Raw genomic sequence first — 14,120 nt, 5'->3', positions numbered from 1 at the left:
CACCCCGAACGATACCGAGGAGCACGCGATGACCACGCTGATGGTCCAGATCGACGGCACGACCGTCCCGCTCACCACCTGCTTCTGGGTCCGCCGCACGGCGGACGGCTGCGCCGAGGGGTCGCTCCATGGCGAGTACGCCGCGACGCCGGAGCAGGCGCACAAGGAGTTCGTCCCTCGCCAGCGGGACCGCGACCGCGACCAGAAGGCGGGCTACACCCACGAGTTGGTCACCCGCGAGCAGTGGGACGCCACGGTGATGGCGTGCCTGCTGGGGAAGTGCGAGCACCGCCAGGCCACCACCGAGGACGGAGCCGCCCGGTGACCGGCACCCAGCTCCAGCTCCCCGCCGTGGTGCAGGGCGCCGTGGACCCCGCCGCTGGCCGCGCGGCGAAGACCGCCGGCATGGCCCGCGCCCAGGCCGCGACCGCGCCGTCGTGGGCCGCCGCCTGCCAAGCCGCCATAGCCGTCATGGCGAAGCGCGGCGTCCCGTTCCAGGCCGCCGACCTGCTGAAGGAAGGGCTCCTGGACGAGCCCGAGCACCCGAACCAGTGGGGCCCCCAATTCGGCGCAGCCGCCCGCCGGGGCGTGATCCGCCCGGCCGGCTACGTCCAGTCGAAGCGCGCCACCGTCAAGGCGTCCGCCTGCCGGCAGTGGATCGGCGCCGGGACCGCGCAGGGTGGTGAGGCAGCGTGACCACCGCAACCAGGCCCGCGCCGGCGCACGGCACGACCGCGCGCGCCAAGGGCCGCCCCGCCGCCGGCGTCCGAGGCTGCGGATGCGAGCCGTGCATGGCCGCCGCCCGCCGCTACGACGGCTGGCGCCGCCTCCGCAACCTCTCCCCGGACACCGCGCTCACCGTGCCCGCCGGGCCGGTCGCCGAACACCTGCACCGCCTCCGGACCGCCGGCGCGGGCTGGCGCCAACTCCAGGCCGCGACCGGCTGCTCCTCCTCCACCATCTCCGCAATCCTCAACGGCGAACTCGCCTGGGTCCGGCGGGACACCGCCCGCCGCATCACCGCACTCCAGCCCGGCGACGCCGTGCCCGGCCGGCGCCTCGTGGACGCCACCGGCACCCGCCGCCGCCTGCGCGCCCTGGCCGCCATCGGACACACCATCACCGCCATCAGCGGATACAGCGGCGTGGACGCCGGCCTTCTCCAAGAGCTGACCGCCGGCCGCCGGCCCCACGTCAGCCGCGACGTCGCCGGCCGCGTCGCCACCGCCTACCGGGAGATGGCCACCAGCCCGGGCGGGAACCAGCGGGCCATCAACCGGGCCCAGCGCGGCAGTTGGCCGAACCCCGAGTTCTGGGAGGACTGGGGCGGCATCGACGACCCGCAGGCGCCGGAGTGCGAGCCGGCGGCCAGCGAGCAGCCCCGATACGCGGTGATCGCCGAGAACGCCATGTGGCTGGAGCAGCAGGGCCACAGCCGCCAGCAGGCCGCCGAGCGGCTGGGCGTCTCCCGCGACTACGTCAACCAGGCCATCCGCCGGCTCGGCCAGCGGCGGCAGAACGGGGAGGCGTCGTGACCACCTACGACTGGGAGCGGGAGGCGGTCTGCCGTACCACGGACCCGGAGCTGTGGTTCCCCAGCCAGGGCGAGTCCGGCCGGGTCGCCCTCGACATCTGCTGGAACCACTGCCCCGTCCGCATCTCCTGCCTGGACGCCGCCCTCGCCGAGGAGCAGCGGCCCCGCAGCGGCCGGCACGGCATCCGAGGCGGATACACCCCCGAGCAGCGCGCCCATCTCCAACGCCGCCGCACCACCGCCGCCAACCGCGCGGACGCCACCCCGACCAACTGACCACGCAGGAGCACCGATGCCTTGGGTTCGCCTGGACGACCGCTTCCCTTCTCACCGGAAGGTCGCGTTGCTGTCCGACCGAGCGTTCCGGCTGTACGTCTCCGGGCTCTGCTGGTGCTCCGAGAACCTGACCGAAGGCCGCATCGCCACCCGGGAGTTGAGCCTCATCTCCCGGGTGCGCGGCGCCAAGACCGCAGCGGCCGAGCTGGAGAAGGCCGGTCTGTGGGACCGGACCGAAGACGGCTGGGAGGTGCACGACTACCTGGAGTACAACCCTGACCGTGCTCGGGTGAAGGCGGACCGGGAGGCGAACGCCGCCCGGCAGAAGGCGTGGCGGGAGCGGAAGAAGGCCGAGCGGGAAGCGAAGCGCGCCGCCGAAGAGGCCGCGCGTAACGGGCAGAGTAACGCCCCCAGTAACGGCGTTACGGGTGACGGTTCTGACGTCGAAAACGACGCCTCGGCGACACGACGGCGACACGACGGCGACACGAACGCGCACGGAAGCGACTCCGAAAATCAACCGTCGTCGCAGGTCAACGAAGTTCGTAACGCCGTTAGTAACGCTGCCCCGTCCCCGTCCCGTCCTTCTTCTCCTTCTACGAAGGAGAAGAACAAGCAAGCAAGCCCGCAAGACGGCCCCCTGGTGCCCGACTTCGCTCGCGAGTTGGTGGACCAGCTGACCGCCTCCGGGATGGTCGTCGGCTGGCGCCTCTCCGAGGTGGAGTGGTTCAAGATCCACGCCCACATCAAGCGGTCGTCCGTCCCGGCGCTCGTGGAGTTCACCCGCCGCCGCTGGAACCCCGCCGACCCACCGAGGTCCGCCCGGTACCTCACCCGCATCTGGGAGGACATGCCGTCCGTCCCCGCCGGCACCCCCGGGGCCCCCGCGCTCCCCGCCGCCGCCAACGGCACCACCGGCGGCACCTCGCACAACTCGTCCGTGATCGCGCAGTTCCGCGCCCGCGCACAGGAGCACACCCCGTGAACCTCAACCAGACCGCCGACCTACTCGAACTCCTCTCAGCCGCCAACGTGCTGAACCGCATGGAGGCCGGCACCCCCGACGTGTGGCACGCCGCCTTGGGCGACCTCGACTACCGGGACTGCATGGCCGCCGCCGCCGACCTGATCCGCACCCAGCAGTGGGTCAAGATCGCCGACATCCGCAAGCGGGTGGGCGAGCGCCGCTCCCAGGCCGCTGCGGACTACGTCGGCCCCGGGCTCAGCGCGGAGATACCGGACGCTGATCCGGACGACGTCGCCGGCTACCTCGCCGCCCTGCGCGCCGGACGGCAGCGGGCCGCGTCCGGGCTGGAGCGGCCCCGGCCCGTCGCCGCCCTCGTCGCCGGCGTCGGCCGGGCGGTCCCCGCGCCCCGCCGCGAGCCCGGCCCCATGTCCATCCCCTGCCCCCGCTGCACCGCGCCCATGGGCCGGGGCTGCCGGCTCCCGTCCGGCCGTCCGCGCGGCGCCGGACCCCACCGGGAGCGGGCGCAGGCCGCGCGGCAGCGATGGGAGGCCACCTCGTGACCAGCCACCGCTGCCCGCCCACCTGCCACCGCTGCCCCGACCTCGACGGCGACGTGATGCCCGGCTGCATGGGTACCGCAGCCAACCAGGCCGGGGCCGACACGGCCCGCCTCCTCACCTGGTGCACCTGCTCGGCGAACCTGACGCTGCCTCAGGAGGACAACCTCGCCCACCGCGTCGCCCTGCTGGAGGCGCGCCTCGCCGAACTGGCGGACCAGTTGTGACCGCCCCGCCGCTTCCCGGCCGCCGCCCCCGCCCCTGGTGCCACGCACCGGCCGGCGCCCGATGCACCACCCGACGCGGACGGCCCATGGACGGCAGCCACCCAGCCCGCACCACCACCACCGAGAGGAACGAGACATGACACCCGCCCGCACCACCCTGGCCGCCCTCGCGGTAGCCGCCTACATCACAGCCATCGCCGGAGCGAACTGGGCCACCGACACCTACGGCCTCATCCCCATCGCCCCCGGCCTGACCACCACCGCCGGAACCCTCGCCGCCGGGGCCGCCCTGCTGCTGCGCGACACCGTGCAGGACACCGCCGGCCGCCGCTGGGTGCTGGCCGGTATCGCGGCCGGCGCCGCCCTCACCTGGACCACCGCGCCCGCCCTCGCCATCGCATCCGCAACCGCGTTCCTTGTGGCCGAGCTGGCGGACATGGCCGTCTACACCCCACTCCGCACCCAGGGTTGGGCCCGAGCCGCCCTCACCTCCGGCGCCGTCGGGGCCGTGGTGGATACCTGGCTGTTCCTGTGGCTGGCCGGGTTCCCCCTCACCGCGTCGGTCGTCGGCGGCCAGCTCGTCGGCAAGGTCGCGTGGGCCACCGCCCTGCCCGTCGCCCTGGTCGTCGCCGCCCGGTGGGGGGTGACCCACCGTGCTGTACCTCGCGACACCGTCCGGGCCTGACGCCCGCGCCGCCATGTCCGCCGGACTCATCGGCTGCATGACCACCCCCGCGCAGGGCAACCGCATCCCCGACGGCGCCATGTACGCCTGCGACAACGGCAAGTTCGGCAAGGGCTGGCCCGGAGCCGACCGATGGTGGGACTGGCTGACCCGCACCGTCGCCCGCTACGGCGCCGACCGCTGCCTGTGGGCTGTCGCCCCCGACGTTCCGTTCGACGCCCGAGGAACCCTCACCGAGTCCCTGCCGTGGCTGGCCCGCATCCGCGAGTTGGGCATCCCCGCAGCGTTCGCCGCACAGGACGGGTGCGACCTGCTGGGCGTGCCCTGGGACGCGTTCGACGTTCTGTTCCTGGCCGGCAGCACCGGATGGAAGGTCGGCCCGGTCGCCGAGCAGTTGGCCCGTGAGGCGCGTGAGCGCGGCAAGGGCGTCCACATGGGCCGCGTCAACTCCCGCCAACGCCTCGGCATAGCCGAGTGGTTCGGCTGCGACAGCGCGGACGGAACGTTCCTCGCGTTCGGCCCGGACAAGAACTGGCCCCAGCTCTCCGAGTGGATCGACCACCTGCACCGCAACCCGACGCTCGGCAGCGTCGCATGACCACCCAGCAGGACGCCCGCGCCGTTCGACCCGGCGCGGGCGCCCCCCGATCCCACCACACCACCAACCTGGAGGACCAGATGGCATCCCCGACCCGTATCCAGCGCCGCTGCGAGCAGTGCGGCAGAACCGGGACCCGCCAGTTCCGTGTGCTGCCCGCTGTCCCGCCGATCATCGTGTGCGTCAACCGCGCGGCCTGCCGCCGCCGGTGGCCGCGCCCCGTCATCGGGGAGGCGGCGTGAGCGGCCCGTCGTCCGCCCCGCGCCCGGAGCACACCCCGCGCCCCGGCGCCGCGTGGGAGACCGCCCTCGCCGGCACCGGCGAGGTCTACATCCCCGACGGCCAGCCCGAGCCCCGCCCCAACCGCGCCACGAGGCGCGCAGCCGCACGCAACCGCCGGAGGAGGACCCGCTGATGGCCGTCTACGTCGACGAGATCCGCGACTACACATGGCTGGCCCGCGCCCGGGGCCTGCGCCACACACACTGGTGCCACCTCACCGCCGACGGCGTCGACGAGCTGCACGCGTTCGCCGACCGGCTCGGCCTGCGCCGCACGTGGTTCCAACGCAAGGGGCCTCGCGACTACCGGTGGCACTACGACATCACCCCACCCAAGCGCGCCCAAGCCGTGAAGCTCGGCGCGGTCGAGGTCGACCGCCGCTTCATGGGCCAGCTCATGACCCGCCGGCGGGAGGAGGAGCGCGACGGCGCCGAGGTCGGTCCACGCTGCGGCAACAACCCGAACACCCAGCTCACCGACGGCGATCGCGAGGCCATCGCCGAGTTCCGCGCCTACCTCGCCGCCCGCAACCCGGAGGAGACCGACCGATGACCGAGCCCACGCCCGCCGTGTGCGGGGACCAGTTGGAGGACTGGACGTGCAGCCTGCCCCCCGGCCCGCACCCGCGCTGGCGGCATGTGGACAAGGCGACGGGGGCGTGGTGGCAGCAGTCCGCCATCCCCCCGCACAGCAACGCACCCACCGTGGCGCCCCTGAGCGCCCCTGAGCGCCCCGCAGACGCCCCGGCGAACTCCGGGACCCTGGACGCCAGTTCGGGCCCGCAGACGGGCGCACAGCCGTTCGGGCGCACCGACCACGACCAGTGCATCGACGCCGCCGGCGAGGCCGCGGTCCAGGTCGATCGCTACGTCGTCCAGCCGCTCCTCGCCCGCGCCGAGGCCGCCGAGCAGCGCGAGCGGGAGCTGGCCGCCCGGCTGGCCGACACCGAGGCCGCGCTCACCACCACCATCCGAGCCCGCAAGGCTGCCGAGGCGGCGCTGGCGCGCGTCCGTGCCCTCCACCCCCAGTGGTCCGGCCATGGCCACGGCGACACCTGCGGCTCCTGCACCACCCCGGACGGCGTCCTGCGCGCCCCCTGGCCCTGCCCCACCATCCGCGCCCTGACCGGAGACGTCTGCGAGCAGTTCGTCCCCGGCGACGACCCGGACCGATGCGGGCACTGCGGGCTGGACCCCGACCACCACCCCTTCTAACCCGGCGGCCCGGACCAGCCGGGCTACCCCCGCACCGACCGGAGATCCCCATGCCCGACCGCATCCCCCCAAGCGTCACCCGCGTGATCGTGCGCGGCGGGCGCGTCGTCCATGCCGTCGTGCGCGATGACGACGGCGTAGCCCGCACCGCCTGCGGGAGCAGGCGCCTGCGCGCCGTCGACCGCGCCCAGCACAGGAGCGAGCCCGTCACCTGCCCCGGATGCCGCCGCGCAACGGCCTGACCCTCGGCGGCCCGGCAGTTCGCCGGGCCGCCACCCAACCCGCCGCCCGCACCGAACCGATCGGGGAGCCACCGTGTTCGACCTGACCGCCACCCGCACCGCCCTGACCAACGTCATCGCCCTGTGGCCCCTGCTCGCCGACGCGGTCGGCGCCCGCCCGGCCGGCGACTGGCCCCCCGCCATGGGCATCTCGCGCCTCCGGGAACCTGACGAGGCCGGGGACGGGCGCCCAGGCGACGTCCGGCCGCTCCCCATCTCGGTGGACGTGTTCGACGCCATGACCGAGATCACCGAGCGCCTGGTGGACCTCGCCGACCGGATCGCCGCCGACACCCAGCGGCCCGCCATGAGCCACGCGCCGCGCACCGCCGGCTGGCCGGCCGCCGACCGTGAGCGGCGCGACCAACTGGCCGACGCCGACGCGGCCGACCCGAGACGCTGGCGCTACACCGGCCAGCGCTCGGCCCCCGCCGCCGCACAATGGCTCGCCCACCGGCTGTCCGCGAAGCCGGGCGGCCCGTTCGCCCCCCTCGCGTTGCAGCACCTCCACCAGATCCAGCGCGCCGCCGAGACGGCCGCCGACCGCATCGAGACCCTGCTGCGCATCGCCCGCCGCACCACCGCGACCGGCCGCACCCACGACGGATGCGGCGGAGACCTCATGGTCAGCGGCGGAGACGGGACAGACCCCGCCATCGACTGCGACGCCTGCGGGCGCCGGTGGACGCTCGACACCACCGCCGCCGCCTGACGGGCGTCAGCCCTCCGGCTGTCGGGCGTCACCCCCACTGGCGCCCGCCCGACGCTTCCCGTCATGCCCGTGGCCGATCCGCCACGCCCGCGAGCGATCCACCCCGATCGCCCGGCCGATCTCCGGCCAGTCCATGCCCTGCCCGTGCATCGTCATGACGGCGTGCTCGCGGATCTCCCGCACCAGCCTGTGCAACTCCGGCCACCCCCGCAGCAGTTCCGTCGCCGCTGTCGCCCGCTCTGTCGCGTCAGGGATCGCCTCCAGCGCGCGCACCGCCGTCCTGACGGCCGCCACCTCCGGCCGTTCCTCCGCATCCGCCATGAACTCCACCTCCCCGCCGGAGCGTAGGGGTACACGACGGGCGCCGTGTCGGGTACGCTCAACAGGTGTCGGCTACCCGACACGAACTGGCAGGCCCTCGGGCCCCACAAATGAATCGAGCCCCGGTCGGTGTGTGGAAGCCCGGCCGAGGCTCTGACCACCGGAGAGTGACCTCCATGGCTGAGCAACAGCCTACCCACGCGACCCCCGAAACGGGACGCCCCCGCGACGCCATCTACTGGCTCGCCCTCACCGCCGCCGCCGTGACCATCGGCCTCACCGCCGCCGCGTTCTGGCTCTCATACGCTCACCTCGCCGAGGTTGCCGGCACCCACGGGCTCACCGGCGAACGCATGTGGGCATGGCCCGCGACCCTCGACGCGTTCATCGTCATCGGCGAGATCCTGATCCTCCGCAGCAGCCTCCAGGGCCGCGTGGACTGGTGGGCCATCACCCTGACCGCCGCCGGCTCCGCCGGGTCGATCGCCCTGAACATCGCCGGCGTCGGCGCTGGCGCGCCCCGCCTCGACTACGTCGTCGCCGCCGTGCCGCCCGTCGCCGCGCTCCTCGCGTTCGGTGCCCTCATGCGGCAGATCCACGGCATCCTCGCTGCCCACGTCGCCACCCCGGCGACGCCCGCCGAGACGCCCGACACCGCGCAGCAGACGGGCAATGTCGAACTCGACGCCCCCGACACCGGCGACACGACGGGCGACGACCAGCCCAACGACGAACCGGCGCCCCCCGTCACCTACGACAGCCCCGTCGACCGCGCGATCCGCCCGCTCTACGAGACCGGGTACCGGCCGACGACGAAGCAGATGCGGGCCGCCATGACGGCCGCCGGGCTCGGCGACAGCGAGTCCACCGCCCGCGCGTCCCGGCAGCGCATCGAGCGCACCGAACCGGGCCTGGCCACCTACCCGTCGGCGCTCGGACGGGAGGCGTCGTGAAGCTGCTCTTCTTCCTCGTCGCCGTGCTCGCGGTCGGCGCGCTGCTCGCCGTGATCGAGCCCGAGGAGCTGCTGGACCTCCTCGCCTGGGCCGCGATCACCGTCCTCGCCGGCGCCGCCGGCCTCGCCTGGGTGGGTGCGTGATGACCGACCCGATCCAAGGCCGCATCCTGCCGCCGGATGAGCCTCTGCCCCGCCGGTTGGCCCGGCCGTGGTTCCGCGAGGAGCCCGACCCGGCGCCGGCTGAGGAGCCGGTGGCCGAGCGGCCCTACGAGGCGCCGCCCGACGTGCTGCACGTCCACGTCACCATCACCCCCGGCACCGACGTGTCCCCCGTGGAAGCCGACGTCAGGCCGTGGTGGCGGCCGGCCTGGACGTTGCGCACCGCCATCCTCGGCGCCATCGGACTCATGCCCATCCCCGGCATCGGCGCCCCCGCCGGCCGCTGGGCCCTCACCCTCGGAGACATCCAGGCCGAGGCCAGCATGGGTGCCGCCTGGGTCATCGGCGGGGCCGCCGTCGCCGGAGCCCTCGCCAACGACCGCCGGGTCAGGAACCGGCCGTCCCGCTGGGACCCCGACGAACGCGCCTACCGGCCCGGCTGGGTCGCCCGCGCCATCCTCTGCGCCGCTGTGGCCGGCGCCGCCCTCACCCTCCCCCTGGCCGACGGCCTGGTCTACGTGCTCACCGGAGTGAACCCGTGAACCTCTACAACTCCCCGCCCGGCAGCGTCTCCCTCGGCGGCATCCTCATCGGCCTCGGCATCCTCACCTGGTACGGCGCCCGCTGGTGGTACAAGGGCCGCCCCAAGGGCAAGGGCAAGAAGAGCGGCGACGGCGAAGCGGTCGAGACCAGCACCCGCGACTGGAAGGAACTCCTCCCGCTCGCCTCCGGGCTCGTCTACGGCTCCGCCATGGTCGCCTGCGTCGGCGGGCTCATCGGCTGGACGGCGTACTACATCTCCAACCTCAACAGCGGCGGCGGCAACACCGCGCTCGCCGGCACCACCGGCGCCCAGGGCCGCGACATGGCGACCAACGACATCACCTACCTCACCGACGGCGGAGCGCTTATCGTCGCTGTTGCCTTGGTCGCCCTCATCGCGCTCTGGAAGAAGATCCCGAAGAAGAAGCGCATCCAACTGGCCGCCGGCGTCTGGGCCGGCGTCTCCCTCGCCTACTCCTCCGGCCTCGCCGGCACCCTCGGGCGCACCATCTCCCCGCTGCTCAACGGCGCGGGCGACCCGTTTGTGGGTGTCCTGTGATCCGCCCCGGCCCCACCATCCGCATCCCGGCAGCCCGCGTCCACGACGGCAGCGCCATCATCGCCCGCCGCTGGGCGAGGTGGATCTGGCCCGAGGACGAGGACCAGCAGAGCCTCCCCGCCGCCCTGAGGCGCCTCGCCGCCACCGGGGGAGTCCTCTACCTCGCCGGAACGGCCGTGCTCGACTCCCCCGTGCTCATGTGGCCGGCGGCCTCCGCCTGGTGCGTCGTCGCCTACCGCACCCGGCCGGAACCCGAGACCGAGGAGCCGGTCGACGACGAGGCCGCCCAGGACGACCCGGAGCCCGAACCGGGCCCCGACGAAGCCGAGTTCACCGAGCTGGTCCGGGCGCTCATCGGCGACGGCCCCGGCATCCACCTCGCCGAAATCCCCCCGGCGCTCACCCGCCGCTGGCCCCACCGACACTGGACCCCCGCCGACGCCCGCCACCTCGCCGCCGAAGCCGGCCTCCCCATCGCCGGCACCCGCTCCGCCACCCGGCCCGGCTCCAGCACCGGCATCCGCGCGAAGGACCTGCCCCCACTCCCCGACCGGGAGACCTCTCCCGACGGTGTTGTTGCCGCAGGTCAGCCCGCCAACAACAACACCAACAACACGATCGTCGACGAGATCGGGCAGGGGGGCTGGGTCACCCGCGACCCCGCCGAAACCACCGCACGACACCACGTCGCATAACCCCCCGGGCCGGCCGGTCGCCTGGCAGTGATGCGGCCGGCCCGGGACCCGCCCCGAACACGAGACGGAGACCACGATCATGCCCTTCTTCCGCCGCCGCTCCACCCCCGAGCCCGCCCCCGCCCGGCCCTTGCCCCCCTTCCCGCACCCCATCGCCCGCGACCCCCAGTGCGGCGCCGGCCACACCATGAACCGCGCCGCCGACGGCGGATGGACCTGCCCCTGCAACAAGTAGCCCCCCAGTCGAGCAGATTCGGGCCCTCCGCCCCATAACAAGGTCGGCGGGGCGTGCAGTCGCCCCCGCCTAGCCTCGGTGAAGGCACCCGATCACCCCAGGAGGAACCGTGACCGACGACCGCTTCACCAGCACCATGTCCGCCCCCACCGACCAAATGCCCCTACATATCGCCCGACAGCACATTGGCGAGACGCATCCCTTCCTGTTCTACTTCCGCGACAGCGACGTGACCGCCCAGTTCGGCCACATCACGATCCTCAACGCCACCAGCGACGGCACCCTCACCACCCTCACCGTCGCCCACCACTAACCAACCCGCCGGCCCGCCCAACACCCGGGCGGGCCGGCCCCGTTCCGCGAGAGGATGAACCCATGGCCACCCACACCCCGCCGCCCGACCTCGAACCCTGGGAAACCCTGGACCCCGCCATGCGCGCCACCCTCGCCTCCCAGGTCCCCGCCCGACTCCAACGCGTCATGTACGGCGCCGACCACGACAGCCCCGACCCGGCGGACTTCCGCACCGACATCGCCTGGGCCGACGCCCGCCTCACCGAACTCTGCGCCCACGACCACATCGCCGCCCGGAGGTTCGGCACCCTCACATTCGCCTCCGTCGCCCACGAGCCCAACCGACAGCTGGCCGCCGAGCGCGAGTACTACCTGTGCAACGCCCTCATCGACTACGCCAACCAGCACCACGACCGGGAGTTCCCCGTGCTCGGCGAGATCCGCGACCCCCGCACCACCATCCAGCGCGTCCAGGCCGGCGACAGCAGCCTCGACCTCAACCCCGCCACCAACCAGTGGGTTGAACGGCCCTGGCCCCCCACCCAGTCCGGCGGCGACGGTAGTTGCGCCAGCAGCGATCATCCGGCATCCTGACCCCAAGTCCGGCGTGCCCGGACACAGAAGCTTACGAAGGCCCCGACGGTGAGTCGGGGTCTTCGGCGTTGAACCACCGGCGAGGTGGATGGGGAGCTGGCGCCGCCCGGTGAGGGTCGGGCGGCGACGGCATTACGGAACGGCCACACCCACCCCGACGGCCACGGCCCGGACATCGCCGCACAGATCAACTCCGTGGTGCACGACCACCTCTGCCCCACCTACTGAACCCCCGGCCAACACCCCCCCGGGGGTCCCCCCACCCCCACCCCGCCCCCACACCCCGGCCCCGAGGGGGTGCCCCCGTGTCCACCGCAGCAGGCAGGCGACATCGCTCCGGCCGCCCCTACCGACGGGCCCGCCAGCAGATGTTCGCCATCTACGGCGACCGCTGCCACATCTGCGGGCACGCAGGCGCAGGCGAAGCCGACCATCTGATCCCAGTCAGCGTTGACGCTCAGCAACCAGTGGACCCACACGCCATGCGCCCAGCGCACGGAGTCAACGCACGCTGCTCGACATGCGGACGCGCCTGCAACACCGAGCGCGGAGCAGGGCCGATCGAGAAGCATTTGCGCACGTCAGAGGCTTGGTGACGCGCCGTCACGCGCGGCGCGGTGATCGTTTTTTGGCCAGGGGCGCTGGACGACCCCGCGCCCACTCTTCCGTTTCTCTCCCCGCGCCCCCTGGGGCCGGTGACGCTCCGTAGGCGGTGACCGTGAGTGACGTTGTTGCGGCTGCCGAGTCGGGCGACCGGCGGGCGATTCTGGAAGCCGTGCGCGATCGGCTCGCGGTTGAGTTGGCCGCCGTCGAGGGCAAGGACGCGGCGGCGGTGGCGAAGGAACTGCGGGCGACGGTGGCCGAGTTGGAGTCCCTGCCGGGCGGCAAGGAGGTGAGTCCGCTTGACGAACTCGCTGCTCGACGTGCGGAGAGGCGCGCAGACGCCTCGGGTGGGTAAGTGGCCCGAGTACTCCTCGTCGGCCGGGCCGGAGTTCGTGGACCTGGCGGCGTCGGCTGGGCTGATCCTCGATCCGTGGCAGCAGTACGTGTTGCTGCACGGGTTGGGTGAGCGGCCGGACGGGCGGTGCGCGGCGACGAAGGTGTCGTGCTGGGTGCCTCGGCAGAACGGCAAGGGCGCGATCATCGAGGCGTTGACGCTGGGCTGGCTGTTCTTGACGCGGGAGCGCCTGATCCTGCACTCGGCGCACGAGTTCAAGACGGCGCAGGAAGCGTTCGTCCGGGTTAAGGAGCTGATCCAGTCCACGCCGGACCTGGACCGGCGGGTGGCGCGCATCCGCGAGGCGAACGGCGAACAGGGCATCGAGCTGACGAGGAGCGCGGGCGGTGCGCGACTCCGGTTCGTGGCCCGGTCGCGTGGCTCCGGCCGGGGCTTCTCCGGGCGGAAGAACATTCTGGATGAGGCGCAGGAGATCACCTCGCAGCAGAACGCGGCGATGATGCCGACGCTGTCCGCGCAGCCGGACCCGCAGGCGTGGTTCTTCGGAACGCCGCCGGAGGACCCGACGGCGTGGTGTTACGGGCTTCGGGAGGATGGCGAGGCCGGGGTGCCGCGCATGGCGCATTTCGACTGGGGCGCGGATCTGGACCCGACGGACCCGCTGGACGTGCGGCGCGGGGCGAAGGACCGGGACCTCTGGTACGCGTGCAACCCGTCGATGGGTATCCGGATCGCTGAGGAGACCGTGGAAGACGAGGCCAAGCCCAGCGGGTTGGCCGAGCGGTTCCCGATCGAGCGGTTGGGCGCCTGGTATCCCCGGGCGGTCGGTGGCTCGTCGGTGCTGGATCTCGGGCGGTGGGCCGAGCTGACGGACCGTGCCAGCCGCCGCGAGGGTGCGGTGGCGTTCGCGGTGGACGTCACGCCTTCGCGGGACTGGGCGTCGATCGCGGCCTACGGGCTGCGCGCGGACGGGCTGGGGCACGCCGAGGTGATCGAGCATCGGCAGGGCACGGACTGGCTGGTGGGTCGCCTGGCGCGGCTGCGGGACCGGCACACGCCAGTCGCGATCGGGCTGGACGTGAAGGGCCCGGTCGGCTCTCTGCTGGTCGATCTGGAGAAGGCGGGCATCACCCGGCCGGCAGACGGCGCCGAGCCTCGGTATGGGGATCTGGCGATCCCGACGGCGCAGGAAGTGGCGGCCGGCTGTGGGCAGTTGGTGGACGCGGTGACGCAGGGAACGCTGCGGCACATCGGGCAAGAGCTGCTGGAGACGGCGATCACCGGGGCGCGGACGCGCCCGCTGGGGGACGCGTGGGGCTGGGGCCGGCGCCTGTCCACGGTGGATATCTCCCCGTTGGTCGCCGTCACCTTGGCCAGGTGGGCGTTCGAGTCCCGCGCACACCTGATCGCCCCCGACTACGACGTTCTGGACTCGGTTCTGTGAGGGGGTGGTCGCGTGCCGACGCTGGGGCGT

At 73.5% G+C, this 14,120-nt stretch carries 25 protein-coding genes; 24 read left to right on the top strand and 1 reads right to left on the bottom strand.

Annotated features, from left to right (window positions below; translation table 11 throughout):
• The first annotated feature begins 28 nt into the window (after window positions 1–28).
• The 14 genes from FH609_RS04265 (at window position 29) to FH609_RS04210 (ending at window position 7,333) form a co-directional block, all read left to right on the top strand.
• On the top strand, window positions 29–325 hold the full coding sequence (locus FH609_RS04265; RefSeq protein WP_139670553.1) for a hypothetical protein: 297 nt from the start codon (window positions 29–31) through the stop codon (window positions 323–325).
• Window positions 322–696: a hypothetical protein gene (locus FH609_RS04260; RefSeq protein ID WP_139670552.1), complete on the top strand. Its 375-nt coding sequence runs from the start codon at window positions 322–324 to the stop codon at window positions 694–696. The genes FH609_RS04265 and FH609_RS04260 overlap by 4 nt, the downstream gene beginning before the upstream one ends.
• Window positions 693–1,535: a helix-turn-helix domain-containing protein gene (locus FH609_RS30815; RefSeq protein ID WP_193317995.1), complete on the top strand. Its 843-nt coding sequence runs from the start codon at window positions 693–695 to the stop codon at window positions 1,533–1,535. Before FH609_RS04260 ends, FH609_RS30815 begins: the two co-directional genes overlap by 4 nt.
• The gene (locus FH609_RS30810; RefSeq protein ID WP_193317994.1) at window positions 1,532–1,810 is read left to right on the top strand and encodes a WhiB family transcriptional regulator; all 279 of its coding nucleotides are present in this window, start codon (window positions 1,532–1,534) and stop codon (window positions 1,808–1,810) included. Before FH609_RS30815 ends, FH609_RS30810 begins: the two co-directional genes overlap by 4 nt.
• 16 nt (window positions 1,811–1,826) lie before the next feature.
• Window positions 1,827–2,795 carry a hypothetical protein gene (locus FH609_RS04250; RefSeq protein WP_139670548.1) on the top strand — a complete coding sequence of 323 codons (969 nt, stop codon included), beginning with the start codon at window positions 1,827–1,829 and terminating at the stop codon, window positions 2,793–2,795.
• Window positions 2,792–3,337 carry a hypothetical protein gene (locus FH609_RS04245; RefSeq protein WP_139670546.1) on the top strand — a complete coding sequence of 182 codons (546 nt, stop codon included), beginning with the start codon at window positions 2,792–2,794 and terminating at the stop codon, window positions 3,335–3,337. The genes FH609_RS04250 and FH609_RS04245 overlap by 4 nt, the downstream gene beginning before the upstream one ends.
• Window positions 3,334–3,561: a hypothetical protein gene (locus FH609_RS04240; RefSeq protein ID WP_139670544.1), complete on the top strand. Its 228-nt coding sequence runs from the start codon at window positions 3,334–3,336 to the stop codon at window positions 3,559–3,561. The genes FH609_RS04245 and FH609_RS04240 overlap by 4 nt, the downstream gene beginning before the upstream one ends.
• Before the next feature lie 136 nt (window positions 3,562–3,697).
• A complete protein-coding gene (locus FH609_RS32070; protein WP_139670542.1) occupies window positions 3,698–4,246 on the top strand; it encodes a VUT family protein in 549 nt (182 codons plus the stop codon).
• Window positions 4,247–4,283: 37 nt separating this feature from the next.
• Entirely contained in the window at window positions 4,284–4,844 is a 561-nt protein-coding gene (locus tag FH609_RS04230; RefSeq protein ID WP_139670540.1) for a hypothetical protein, read from the top strand.
• Window positions 4,841–5,086, top strand: coding sequence for a hypothetical protein (locus tag FH609_RS04225; protein ID WP_139670538.1), 246 nt, complete (start codon window positions 4,841–4,843; stop codon window positions 5,084–5,086). Before FH609_RS04230 ends, FH609_RS04225 begins: the two co-directional genes overlap by 4 nt.
• Window positions 5,083–5,259, top strand: a complete 177-nt coding sequence (locus FH609_RS30805) for a hypothetical protein (RefSeq protein WP_193317992.1) — start codon at window positions 5,083–5,085, stop codon at window positions 5,257–5,259. The genes FH609_RS04225 and FH609_RS30805 overlap by 4 nt, the downstream gene beginning before the upstream one ends.
• Window positions 5,259–5,678, top strand: coding sequence for a DUF4031 domain-containing protein (locus tag FH609_RS04220; protein ID WP_139670536.1), 420 nt, complete (start codon window positions 5,259–5,261; stop codon window positions 5,676–5,678). Before FH609_RS30805 ends, FH609_RS04220 begins: the two co-directional genes overlap by 1 nt.
• Window positions 5,675–6,340 (top strand): hypothetical protein, encoded by a 666-nt coding sequence (locus tag FH609_RS04215; RefSeq protein WP_139670534.1) that lies wholly within the window; start codon window positions 5,675–5,677, stop codon window positions 6,338–6,340. The genes FH609_RS04220 and FH609_RS04215 overlap by 4 nt, the downstream gene beginning before the upstream one ends.
• Window positions 6,341–6,655: 315 nt before the next feature.
• On the top strand, window positions 6,656–7,333 hold the full coding sequence (locus FH609_RS04210; protein ID WP_139670532.1) for a hypothetical protein: 678 nt from the start codon (window positions 6,656–6,658) through the stop codon (window positions 7,331–7,333).
• Between the two features lie 6 nt (window positions 7,334–7,339).
• Here FH609_RS04210 and FH609_RS04205 read toward each other — a convergent pair whose 3' ends face one another.
• Entirely contained in the window at window positions 7,340–7,654 is a 315-nt protein-coding gene (locus tag FH609_RS04205) for a hypothetical protein (RefSeq protein WP_139670531.1), read from the bottom strand.
• Window positions 7,655–7,830: 176 nt separating this feature from the next.
• On the opposite strand from FH609_RS04205, the gene FH609_RS04200 reads away from it, so the two are divergent.
• The 10 genes from FH609_RS04200 to FH609_RS04165 all read left to right on the top strand — a co-directional run bounded on the left by FH609_RS04200 (window position 7,831) and on the right by FH609_RS04165 (window position 14,090).
• Complete coding sequence (locus tag FH609_RS04200; protein ID WP_139670529.1) at window positions 7,831–8,607, top strand: DUF2637 domain-containing protein; 777 nt, start codon at window positions 7,831–7,833, stop codon at window positions 8,605–8,607.
• On the top strand, window positions 8,604–8,750 hold the full coding sequence (locus FH609_RS30800) for a hypothetical protein (RefSeq protein WP_193317991.1): 147 nt from the start codon (window positions 8,604–8,606) through the stop codon (window positions 8,748–8,750). Before FH609_RS04200 ends, FH609_RS30800 begins: the two co-directional genes overlap by 4 nt.
• Window positions 8,750–9,310: a hypothetical protein gene (locus FH609_RS04195; protein WP_139670527.1), complete on the top strand. Its 561-nt coding sequence runs from the start codon at window positions 8,750–8,752 to the stop codon at window positions 9,308–9,310. Before FH609_RS30800 ends, FH609_RS04195 begins: the two co-directional genes overlap by 1 nt.
• On the top strand, window positions 9,307–9,870 hold the full coding sequence (locus tag FH609_RS04190; protein ID WP_139670525.1) for a hypothetical protein: 564 nt from the start codon (window positions 9,307–9,309) through the stop codon (window positions 9,868–9,870). Before FH609_RS04195 ends, FH609_RS04190 begins: the two co-directional genes overlap by 4 nt.
• Entirely contained in the window at window positions 9,867–10,565 is a 699-nt protein-coding gene (locus tag FH609_RS30795; protein ID WP_193317990.1) for a hypothetical protein, read from the top strand. Before FH609_RS04190 ends, FH609_RS30795 begins: the two co-directional genes overlap by 4 nt.
• 344 nt (window positions 10,566–10,909) lie before the next feature.
• The gene (locus FH609_RS04180) at window positions 10,910–11,113 is read left to right on the top strand and encodes a hypothetical protein (RefSeq protein WP_139670523.1); all 204 of its coding nucleotides are present in this window, start codon (window positions 10,910–10,912) and stop codon (window positions 11,111–11,113) included.
• A gap of 62 nt (window positions 11,114–11,175) precedes the next feature.
• Window positions 11,176–11,688: a hypothetical protein gene (locus FH609_RS04175; protein WP_139670521.1), complete on the top strand. Its 513-nt coding sequence runs from the start codon at window positions 11,176–11,178 to the stop codon at window positions 11,686–11,688.
• An 84-nt stretch (window positions 11,689–11,772) separates the two neighbouring features.
• On the top strand, window positions 11,773–11,916 hold the full coding sequence (locus FH609_RS30790; RefSeq protein ID WP_193317989.1) for a hypothetical protein: 144 nt from the start codon (window positions 11,773–11,775) through the stop codon (window positions 11,914–11,916).
• A 490-nt stretch (window positions 11,917–12,406) separates the two neighbouring features.
• The gene (locus FH609_RS30785; protein WP_139670519.1) at window positions 12,407–12,646 is read left to right on the top strand and encodes a hypothetical protein; all 240 of its coding nucleotides are present in this window, start codon (window positions 12,407–12,409) and stop codon (window positions 12,644–12,646) included.
• On the top strand, window positions 12,591–14,090 hold the full coding sequence (locus FH609_RS04165; protein ID WP_152311249.1) for a terminase: 1,500 nt from the start codon (window positions 12,591–12,593) through the stop codon (window positions 14,088–14,090). The genes FH609_RS30785 and FH609_RS04165 overlap by 56 nt, the downstream gene beginning before the upstream one ends.
• Window positions 14,091–14,120 lie beyond the last annotated feature (30 nt).

It is taken from the genome of Streptomyces sp. 3MP-14 (genome assembly GCF_006334905.2).
In the GTDB taxonomy this organism is placed as follows: domain Bacteria; phylum Actinomycetota; class Actinomycetes; order Streptomycetales; family Streptomycetaceae; genus Streptomyces; species Streptomyces triticirhizae.
The sequence above is the reverse complement of the archived record's forward strand: the minus strand, read 5'-3'. Positions and strand labels throughout refer to the sequence as shown.